Origin of the sequence: Xanthobacter autotrophicus (assembly GCF_030015065.1) — a bacterium.
Classification (GTDB): Bacteria; Pseudomonadota; Alphaproteobacteria; order Rhizobiales; family Xanthobacteraceae; genus Xanthobacter; species Xanthobacter autotrophicus_D.
In genome coordinates this window covers 1-8,231 of record NZ_JAIVFN010000150.1, presented here as the reverse complement: position 1 = coordinate 8,231, position 8,231 = coordinate 1, and the positions used below count along the sequence as shown (strand labels likewise).

At 68.1% G+C, this 8,231-nt stretch carries 6 protein-coding genes; 5 read left to right on the top strand and 1 reads right to left on the bottom strand.

The features are described from left to right. Positions 1 to 196: 196 nt before the first annotated feature. A complete protein-coding gene (locus tag K9U40_RS20570; protein ID WP_282891983.1) occupies positions 197 to 1,798 on the top strand; it encodes an APC family permease in 1,602 nt (533 codons plus the stop codon). Between the two features lie 139 nt (positions 1,799 to 1,937). On the opposite strand, the gene K9U40_RS20565 is transcribed toward K9U40_RS20570, so the two are convergent. Continuing rightward, positions 1,938 to 2,609 carry an alpha/beta hydrolase gene (locus K9U40_RS20565; protein WP_282891982.1) on the bottom strand — a complete coding sequence of 224 codons (672 nt, stop codon included), beginning with the start codon at positions 2,607 to 2,609 and terminating at the stop codon, positions 1,938 to 1,940. Between the two features lie 323 nt (positions 2,610 to 2,932). Here K9U40_RS20565 and K9U40_RS20560 point away from each other — a divergent pair, with 323 nt between their 5' ends. The 4 genes from K9U40_RS20560 (at position 2,933) to sufD (ending at position 8,162) form a co-directional block, all read left to right on the top strand. After that, complete coding sequence (locus K9U40_RS20560; RefSeq protein WP_282891981.1) at positions 2,933 to 4,201, top strand: cysteine desulfurase family protein; 1,269 nt, start codon at positions 2,933 to 2,935, stop codon at positions 4,199 to 4,201. A gap of 139 nt (positions 4,202 to 4,340) precedes the next feature. Further along, entirely contained in the window at positions 4,341 to 5,813 is a 1,473-nt protein-coding gene (gene sufB, locus K9U40_RS20555) for a Fe-S cluster assembly protein SufB (RefSeq protein ID WP_282891980.1), read from the top strand. Positions 5,814 to 6,063: 250 nt separating this feature from the next. Next, positions 6,064 to 6,813 carry a Fe-S cluster assembly ATPase SufC gene (gene sufC / locus K9U40_RS20550; RefSeq protein ID WP_282891979.1) on the top strand — a complete coding sequence of 250 codons (750 nt, stop codon included), beginning with the start codon at positions 6,064 to 6,066 and terminating at the stop codon, positions 6,811 to 6,813. Between the two features lie 8 nt (positions 6,814 to 6,821). Further along, positions 6,822 to 8,162 carry a Fe-S cluster assembly protein SufD gene (gene sufD, locus K9U40_RS20545; RefSeq protein WP_282891978.1) on the top strand — a complete coding sequence of 447 codons (1,341 nt, stop codon included), beginning with the start codon at positions 6,822 to 6,824 and terminating at the stop codon, positions 8,160 to 8,162. Positions 8,163 to 8,231 lie beyond the last annotated feature (69 nt).

Here is an 8,231-nt window from a genome sequence, read left to right as displayed (position 1 = left end):
CTCCCTAACCCTCCCCCGCAAGCGGGAGAGGGGACGCGCCGGCCTCTGTCCGAGCCATCAGCCCCAGAATTCGCCGGGCGTTTCCTCCGGCACAAAAACACGCGGAAGTCTCCACGCGACGAGGTGCACGCTGCAACGGTTCAGCTTAGTCTTCCGCAAAACCGGGGCGTCGCACGCGGTACGGGCGGGGGGATTGATGGGCAAGCTGAAGCGCGAGATCGGGCTGATCGGCCTCACCTTCGTGGCCGTGAGCGGCATCATCGGCTCCGGCTGGCTGTTCGCCCCGCTGCTGGCCGCCCAGCATGCCGGCCCCGCCGCTTTGATCGCGTGGGTTATCGGCGGCGCCGCCATGCTGCTGTTCGCCCTTACCTTCGCGGAAATCTCGGCCATGCTGCCGGTGGCCGGCGGCATCGCGCGGGTTCCCCAGTTCAGCCACGGCAATGTGGTAGCCATGGCCATGGGGTGGAGCGCCTGGGTGGGCTACAACACCACCGCCCCCATCGAGGTGGAGGCCATGCTGCGCTACCTCGGCCCGCATCTGGGCTGGCTCTATACGGCGCCGGGCAGCGGCACCCTGTCGTGGGCGGGGGTGGCGGTGGCGGGACTGCTGATGGTCTGCTTCACCGTCATCAATGCCTTCGGCGTGCGGTTCTTCACCCGGGTGAACACCGCCGCCACCTGGTTGAAGATCGCCATTCCCCTCGTGGTCATCGTGGCGCTGCTGGCGGCGCGGTTCGAGCCGGCCAATTTCACGCAGGTGAGCGGTGGGTTCGCGCCGTTCGGTGTGGCGGGCGTGCTGGCGGCGGTGTCATCGGGGGGCGTCGCCTTTTCCTTCATCGGCTTCCGCCATGCCATCGACATGGCGGGGGAGGTGAAGAACCCCGGTGTCACCATTCCCACCGCCCTCGTGCTGGCGCTGGCCATCGCCTTCGTGGTCTATGGCGGCATCCAGTTCGCCTTCACCGGCGCGCTGCTGCCGGCGGATCTCGCCCACGGCTGGGGCGCGCTGGCGCTGCCGGGGGATTTCGGGCCGCTGGGGGCGCTCGCTGCGGCGCTGGGGATGCTGTGGCTGGTGAGCCTGTTGAATTTCGGGGCGGTTGTGGGGCCGTTCGCCGGCGGCCTCGTCGCGGTGGGCTCCAATGCGCGCCTTGCCTTCGCTCTGGCGGAGAACGGCTTCTTTTCCGAGCGCTTCGCTGCGCTTTCGGCGCGCGGCGTGCCGGTGGCCGCATTGCTGCTGAACCTCGTGTTCTCGCTGGCCGCCTTCGTCCTCCTGCCGTTCAGCGAGGTGGTGCAGCTGAACTCTTCCGCCGTCATCCTGTCCTTCGTGGTGGGGCCGGTGGCGGTGGTGGCCCTGCGCCGGCTGCTGCCCGATGCGGCGCGGCCGCTGCGGGTACCGGCGGTGAATCTGGTGGCGCCGGTGGCCTTCGTCATCGCCACCTACATCATCTACTGGAGCGGGTGGCCCACCGTGTGGCGCCTCGGCCTGTGCCTGCTGGCGGGGCTGGTGCTGTTCCTGTTCCATGCCCGCCATCGCGCCGCCGGCAGCCTGGACCTCGCGGAAGCGGTCTGGCTGGCGCCCTACCTCGGCGGGCTGGGGCTGGTGTCGTTTCTCGGCAGCTTCGGGGGAGCCGGCCTCATTCCCTTCGGCTGGGACCTGGCGGTGCTGGCCGCGCTCGGGGCGGGAGCGTTCGCGCTGGCGGTGCGGGCGCGGCTGAGCCAGCCGAAGTTCGATCGCTACATGAGCGAGGAACGGGTCCTGGATGCGGCCACGGAGGAGGAGCCGGAGGTCCGGGTCTAGAACGCGATCCGATCAGATTGAATCAATCTGATCGGTGAATCGCCCTCTAACCCGATGTGAGAGAACGCGTTCCTTTGCAAAAACGGCCGGTCCTCAGGACCGGCCGTTCATGGAAGTCGGGGAGGCGGAGCGATCGCCCTCAGGCGGCGCTGTCCTTGCTCTCCTTGCGGGTGCCGGGCAGGCGCTTGTCGAGATAGGTGCCCACCACGCCCATGAGGTCCTCGGTCTTGCCGTCGAAGAAGTGGTTGGCGCCGGGCACCACCTGCTGCTCGATGACGATGCCCTTCTGCGTCTTCAGCTTCTCCACCAGCGTCTGGACCGCGGAGGTGGGCACCACCGCATCCTTGTCGCCATGGACGAACAGGCCGGAGGAGGGGCAGGGGGCGAGGAAGGAGAAGTCGTAGAGGTTCGCCGGCGCGGCGATGGAGATGAAGCCCTCCACTTCCGGGCGTCGCATGAGCAGTTGCATGCCGATCCACGCGCCAAAGGAGAAGCCGGCGATCCAGCACGCCCGCGCATCCGGATTGACCGACTGCGCCCAGTCGAGCGCGGCCGCGGCGTCGGACAATTCGCCGGTGCCGTGGTCGAACGACCCCTGGGAGCGGCCGACGCCCCGGAAATTGAAGCGCAGCACCGAGAAGCCGCGGTTCGCGAACTGGTAGTACAGATTGTACACGACAGGATTGTTCATCGTCCCGCCGAACTGCGGGTGGGGATGAAGAATGATGGCGATGGGCGCATTGCGGGTCTTGGCGGGCTGGTAGCGGCCTTCGAGGCGCCCCTTTTCGCCGGGGAAGATCACTTCTGGCATGGAAGTTTTACAACCTCTGGGTGGCAATGACGCGCAACATGGAACGCGCAGGATTGGAGCGGACGTGTCCGAAAGCATCGCTTCCGGGGACGAGACCGCCTGCATCACCCTAACGACTTGACGCCGAAACGGTAATGCTTGACTTACAGATAGGAACGACCTATCAATTTAGAATAATTCTAATCTGTTCCCGCCGGCTGCGCAAACCGTAGGGCGCTGCAATGCGGGTTCGGGTGAAGTTTGAGCTATGACCGAGATTGCCGGCAATTGCAAGTCTGGCGCGGGTCCGGAGCGTGTTTCGCGCGAGGGGCCGGGAGGCGGAGATGAGCGCGGGCGGCACCTTGGGGTCGCAAGGCCGGGAGCGGCACAATCTCGGGTCCGGGACCGGTCCTGAGGCCGGGATCGGCGCGCCTGCGGCCGGCGCGCGCCGCACCTATCTCGATCACAATGCCACCAGCCCCCTGAAAAGCGAGGCGCGGGCCGCCATGCTCGCGGCGCTGGATCTGGTGGGCAATGCCTCGTCTGTGCACGCGGACGGCCGGGCCGCGCGGGCGCGGCTGGAGGCTGCCCGCACCGAAGTGGCGCAGCTTGCGGGGGCGGCGTCGCGCGGGGTGGTCTTCACCTCGGGCGCCACGGAAGCCGCCGCGCTGGCGCTGCACCCCGAGGTGGAGATGGCCGGCCGGCCGAAGCCCTGCCATGTGCTGCTCGTGAGCGCGGTGGAGCATCCCGCCGTGCTGCGCGGCCACCGCTTTCCCGCTGAGGCGGTGGAGGTGCTGCCCGTGGACGGCGCCGGCCGCCTCGATCTTTCCGCGCTGGAAGAGGCGCTCGCCCGCCACGCCGCCGCCGGCCGCCGCGCCCTGCTGGCGCTGATGGCGGCCAACAACGAGACCGGCGTGGTCCAGCCCGTCGCCGAGGCCGCGCGGCTGGTGAAGGCGCGGGATGGCGTGGTGTTCTGCGACGGCGTGCAGGCCGCCGGGCGACTGCCGCTGGACATGGCGGCTCTGGGCGTGGATTTCCTCAGCCTCTCGGCCCACAAGATGGGGGGGCCGCAGGGCGTCGGGGCGCTCGTGGCCGCCGGGCCGGATGATCGCGTCCCGGCCCTCATGGCCGGCGGCGGGCAGGAGCGCAGCCGGCGGGCCGGCACCGAGAACGTCCCGGCCATCGCCGGCTTCGGCGCCGCTGCGCGGGCGGCGCGCGCGGACCTTGCCGGCGAGGCGCCCCGGCTCGCGGTCCTGCGGGACGCGCTGGAACGGGAGGTGCTGGCCAGCGTTCCCGATTGCGAGGTCGTGGCCGGGGAGGCGGAGCGGCTGCCCAACACCAGCATGCTCACTTTTGCCGGACTTCGGGCCGAGACACTGGTGATCGCGCTCGACCTTGCCCACGTAAGTGTCAGTGCGGGGTCTGCCTGCTCGTCGGGCAAGGTGGGCGCTTCCCATGTTCTGGCGGCCATGGGCGTTCCGGCGGAGCGGGCCGCCGGCGCCATCCGGCTTTCGCTCGGCTGGTCGAGCACGGCGCAGGATGTGGATGAGGCGGTGGCGGCCTTGCAAAAGGTCGCGGCGCACCTGAGAAGCCGCGCGGTACGCGCGGCGTAGAAGCAAAGAGTGGAGAAGCCGCGCGGTACGCGCGGCGTAGAAGCAAAGAGTGGAGAAGCCGCGCGGTACGCGCGGCGGAGTAGCAAGACGTGAACTTGACCCGCGGGCCTTGACCCCGCGCGGGAGAGGAGAAGAGAAGATGCCTGCGGTTCAGGAGACGGTTGAACGCGTCCGCGCGCTCGACGTGGACCAGTACAAGTACGGTTTCGTCACGGACATCGAGAGCGAGAAGGCCCCCAAGGGCCTGTCCGAGGATACGATCCGCTATATCTCCGCGAAGAAGAACGAGCCGGAGTGGATGCTCGACTGGCGGCTTCAGGCCTATCGGCGCTGGCTGACCATGCCGGAGCCCACCTGGGCGCGGGTGAGCTATCCGAAGATTGATTTTCAGGACTATTATTATTATTCGGCCCCTAAGGCGGCGCCGAAGTCCATCGACGAGATCAATCCGGAAATCCTCAAGACCTACGAGAAGCTCGGCATTCCCCTGCGCGAGCGCGACGCGCTGCTGGGCATCGAGAGCAGCGGCGGTTCCCGCGTGGCGGTGGACGCGGTGTTCGACAGCGTGTCGGTGGCCACCACCTTCAAGGCCGAGCTGGCCAAGGCCGGCGTGATCTTCATGCCCATCTCGGAGGCCATCCGCGAGCATCCGGACCTGGTGAAGGCGTATCTCGGCTCGGTGGTGCCGGTGTCGGACAATTTCTATGCCACGCTGAATTCGGCGGTCTTCTCCGATGGGTCGTTCGTGTACATCCCCAAGGGGGTGCGCTGCCCCATGGAATTGTCCACCTACTTCCGCATCAACGAGCGCAACACCGGCCAGTTCGAGCGCACCCTCATCATCGCCGACGAGGGGGCCTATGTGAGCTATCTGGAAGGCTGCACCGCGCCCCAGCGTGACGAGAACCAGCTGCACGCCGCCGTGGTGGAGCTGGTGGCGATGAAGGATGCCGAGATCAAGTATTCCACCGTCCAGAACTGGTATCCCGGCGACAAGGACGGCAAGGGTGGCATCTATAATTTCGTCACCAAGCGCGGCGACTGCCGGGGCGACAATTCCAAGATCTCGTGGACGCAGGTGGAGACCGGGTCGGCCATCACCTGGAAGTATCCGAGCTGCATCCTGCGCGGCGACAACTCGCAGGGCGAGTTCTATTCCATCGCCATCTCCAACGGCTACCAGCAGGTGGATTCGGGCACCAAGATGATCCATCTCGGCAAGAACACGTCGAGCCGCATCATCTCCAAGGGCATCGCCGCCGGCCATTCGGAGAACACCTATCGCGGCCTCGTCTCGGCCCACCGCAAGGCGACCGGCGCGCGCAACTTCACCAATTGCGACTCGCTCCTCATCGGGGACCGGTGCGGGGCGCACACCGTGCCCTACATGGAGGCGAAGAACGCCTCGGCCCAGTTCGAGCACGAGGCCACCACCTCGAAGATCTCCGAGGACCAGCTGTTCTACTGCCTCCAGCGCGGCCTGTCGCAGGAGGAGGCGGTGGCGCTCATCGTCAACGGCTTCGTGCGCGACGTGCTCCAGCAGCTGCCCATGGAGTTCGCCGTGGAGGCCCAGAAGCTTATCGCCGTGAGCCTCGAGGGGAGCGTGGGGTGAGCGTCCCGCCTCTGTAACGACGCGTCATGGCCGGGCTTGTCCCTGAAGTCGGCTGTTGCCGACTTCAGTCCTCAAGAGCGGAACCCGGAAACATCCGGGTCCCGGCCATCCACGCCCGGCGACCGGGAACCGGCTTTCCCACAATGCGCCAGCGGCCGGGCACGACGGCTTCCAGAACGACGCGGGGCTCGGTCCCGCAGCGCTGACATTCCCGCCCGGCCCGGCCGTGGCGCACCAACGGACACAGCACATGCTCGAAATCAAGAATCTCCACGCCCGCATCGGCGACAATGAGATCCTCAAGGGCCTCGACCTCACCATCCCTTTGGGCGAGGTGCACGCCATCATGGGGCCGAACGGCTCCGGCAAGTCCACCTTGTCCTATGTGCTCTCGGGCAAGCCCGACTATGAGGTCACGGAGGGGTCGGCCACCTTCGACGGCCAGGACATCCTCGCCCTCGCGCCGGAAGAGCGGGCGGCGGCCGGCGTGTTCCTCGCCTTCCAGTATCCCATCGAGATCCCCGGCGTCGCCAACATGACCTTCCTGCGCGCCGCCATGAACGCGCAGCGCAAGACCCGCGGGGAGGAGGAAATCTCCACCCCCGATTTCCTCAAGCTGGTGCGCGCCAAGGCCCCCGACCTCGGCATCACCCAGGACATGCTGCGGCGCGGGGTGAATGTGGGCTTCTCCGGCGGCGAGAAGAAGCGCAACGAGATCCTCCAGATGGCGCTGCTTCAGCCCAGGCTGTGCATTCTGGACGAGACCGATTCCGGCCTCGACATTGATGCGCTGAAGGTGGTGGCGCAGGGGGTGAACGCCCTGCGCTCGCCCGACCGCGCCATGCTGGTCATCACCCATTACCAGCGCCTGCTGGATCATATCGTGCCGGACGTGGTGCATGTGATGCACAAGGGCCGCATCGTCCGCTCCGGCGGCGCCGAGCTGGCGCTGGAGCTGGAGGAATCCGGCTATGCTGCCTATGGGCAGAACGCGGCGTGAGCGCGGCCATGACCATCCCCGTCCGTCCCGCCCGCACGCCGGCGGAAGATGCCATCGCCGCCGCGCTCCAGGCCCGGCTCGCCGTCGCGGCCGGGCAGGGGGGCCTTGACGGGCGTCCCGGCGAGCTGAGCGCCGATGCTCTCGAGGCCTTCCGCGCCCACGGCCTGCCCAACCGGCGCGTGGAGGAGTGGAAATACACCGACCTGCGCGCGGCCGTGCGCGATTTCGCCCCCCTTGCCGGGGCTCCCGATGCGGAGGCGGAGGCGGAGGCCGCCCGCGTCGCGCTCGCCGTGCCCCATGCGGCGCGCCTCCTGTTCGTGAGCGGGGCGCTGGCGCGCGGCGCCTCCGATTTCGCCGGCCTGCCCGCCGGCGTCACGGCGCTGCCGCTTGATGCCGCCATGGCGGCGAACGATCCGCTGGTGGAACGCATCGGCTCCTTCGCGCCGGATCGCTATGACGGTGCGCTGGCGCTCAACACCGGCTTCCTCGGCGAGGGGCTGGTGCTGAAGGTGGATGCCGGAACGAAGGTCGCTTCGCCGGTGCACCTTGCCCACGTCTTCCCCGCGGCGGCGGCCGCATCCGGCTTCACCCGCACCGTGGTGGTGGTGGGCGACGGCGCCGAGCTGACGCTGGTGGAAAGCTTCACCGGCCGTGACGGCGTCGCCTACCAGGCCAACCACGCCATGGAGCTGGTGGTGGGCGATGGCGCCACCGTCAACCTGGTGCGGCTCCAGGAGGAGGGCGCGGCGGCGCTCCATCTGGGCACACTCATGGTTGAGCTGGGCCGCACGGCGAAGCTGAATGTGTTCTCGCTGGTGCAGGGCGCGGCGCTGTCGCGCCATTCCGTCTACGGCCGTTTCCAGGGCACCGGGACAAATCTGGGGGTGCGCGGCGCCACCCTGCTGAAGGGCCGCCAGCACGCCGACACCACCATGTTCATCGACCATGCGGTGGCGGGCTGCGAGAGCCGGGAGCTGTTCAAGACCGTGCTGGCGGATGAGGCCCACGGCGTGTTCCAGGGCAAGATCGTGGTGCGGCGCGATGCCCAGAAGACGGACGGGCGCATGATGAGCCAGTCCCTGCTGCTGAGCGACGGCGCGGAGATGGACAACAAGCCCGAGCTTGAGATCTTCGCCGACGACGTGCAGTGCGGCCACGGCGCCACCGTGGGCACGCTGGACGACAAGATGCTGTTCTACCTGCGCTCGCGCGGCCTGCCGCTGAAGGAGGCTGAGCTTCTGCTCATCCAGGCCTTCGTGGGCGAGGCCGTGGAATATGTGGAGGATGAGGCCCTGCGCGAGGTCATCATCGCCCGCATGGTGGCATGGCTGGAGAAGCGGGCGGCCTGAGGGGGCTATGGCCTTCCTCTCCCGTTGTGTTCTCTCTCCCTCTCCCGCTTGCGGGGGAGGGCCGGGGAG